The sequence below is a fragment of the Nocardia sp. NPDC004278 genome, assembly GCF_053602975.1.
This window is the reverse complement of sequence record NZ_JBSGEQ010000107.1, coordinates 1-1,578: the sequence shown is the minus strand read 5'-3', so window position 1 is coordinate 1,578 and position 1,578 is coordinate 1. Positions and strand designations below refer to the sequence as shown.

1 protein-coding gene is annotated in these 1,578 nt (G+C 67.9%); it reads right to left on the bottom strand.

The window, feature by feature from the left end; translation table 11 throughout:
- Window positions 1-13: 13 nt before the first annotated feature.
- Window positions 14-1,507, bottom strand: a complete 1,494-nt coding sequence (locus ACWEO2_RS44240; RefSeq protein ID WP_452410868.1) for an NF041680 family putative transposase — start codon at window positions 1,505-1,507, stop codon at window positions 14-16.
- Window positions 1,508-1,578 lie beyond the last annotated feature (71 nt).

Here is a 1,578-nt window from a genome sequence, read left to right as displayed (position 1 = left end):
CCTAGCTTGAGTTTTAAGCTCTTCGGCGTGGTCGCGGCCCGGCTGGTTTGGGTGCTCGTGTATTGCTGGCTGTCTTGATGTACACGTCGTAGCGGGGTGCCGGGTGCTGGTTGCGGTGACCGGGTGGTCGCCCGGGTCCAGGTCGTGAGGGTTTCGGTGCACTGGCGGGACAGGCGATGTTTGCGCGTAGGTGCCGAAACCCTCGTCGGACGCGCGCTGGTGTAAGCCGTTGCGGGGCAGCAGGTTTCTCCCATGGCCGTCGCCGGTCGGCGGCGAGGCGCCGGGCCAGTCGGAGCTGGGTGTAGGCCGCCAGTAGCAGCCAGGTCCACCGGTCGGCCGCGGCCGGGTCACGTAGCTTGGGGCTGGTCCAGCCCAGGGTCTGTTTGAGCATGCGGAAGGTGTGCTCGATATCGAAGCGGCGCAAGAACGCCTGCCACAACACATCGACCATGTCCGCGTCGAGATCGATGACTGAGTGCCACAGCCACACCGGTTTCGGGATTGCCCCGGATGGCAATCGCGCGACGTCGAGCCGGATCACAGTGCCCTCGATGACGGGCAGTGTTCCGATTTGGGCGACCCATGACGAGCGGTGAGTCAGCCTGGGGTGCAGCCGATTCCATGATCTGGCGGTGGCCGGGCCGTAGAGGCGGGTCTCGGTCGCGGTAGCGGTGTCGGGCTCGCCCCAGGTGGCCGGATCGGCGAAAACGAATTCGCCGCCGTGCCGCGGCGGCCGGCCGTTGGCACCCGGCTCCCGGGGTGGGGCCGCGCGGCGCAGCACCCGGTCCGAGCGCATCCGCCCCAACACGGCCACGGGCAGGTCAGCCAGTAGGAACGCCAGCCGGGGTGCGTCGTATCCGGAGTCGGCCACGATCCAGATGTCCGGGTCGCCGGGCTGCCAGTGCCCGGCGTCGATCAGGTTGGCGATCACGGTGCGCAACTGGTGCGCGGTGACAGTGGCCGCGTCGTCACCGGGGGCCAGCCGCACCGCATCCAGCGGCGCGGTCCACGAGCTGCGGCCGGTCTCCAGAGCGCAGACCACCGAATACGGCCAGCCCGGGATCATCAGGTGGGAGTCTTTGGCCCGCCCGTAGGTATGACACAGCATCCGCTGCGGGCAGGTGTGCGCCTCCGGGCGCAGCCAGCACGTGATATCCACTGCCAGTACCAACCGGCCATCGGCCGCCCGCGGCAGCGGCACCGCCGCCAGCGCCCGCCGCAGCCGATCGACCTCGATCCGGCCCCGATCCAGCGCGCCATACACGCTGCCATGCCCCCGGCGATGCTCGCCGACGAGCGACAACTCCGGCAACGACCGCACCGGACCATCCGCGCACAACACCGCATCCACCAGCTCGAACACCGCATCCGCCCGCGCGGTCACACACCGATAGAACTCCTGCCGGAACACAGACAGGTCCCCGATCGCACCGGCACAGCCGGTGTCGTGCACACTATTCACCGAAGCCCTTGGTTGTGAGATTTGTTCTGTCGCAAGACAAATCATCACCCAAGGGCTTCGTTCAAGATCAACCGGGGCGCGGGACGCGACCCTCAGAGCTTAAAACTCAAGCTAGC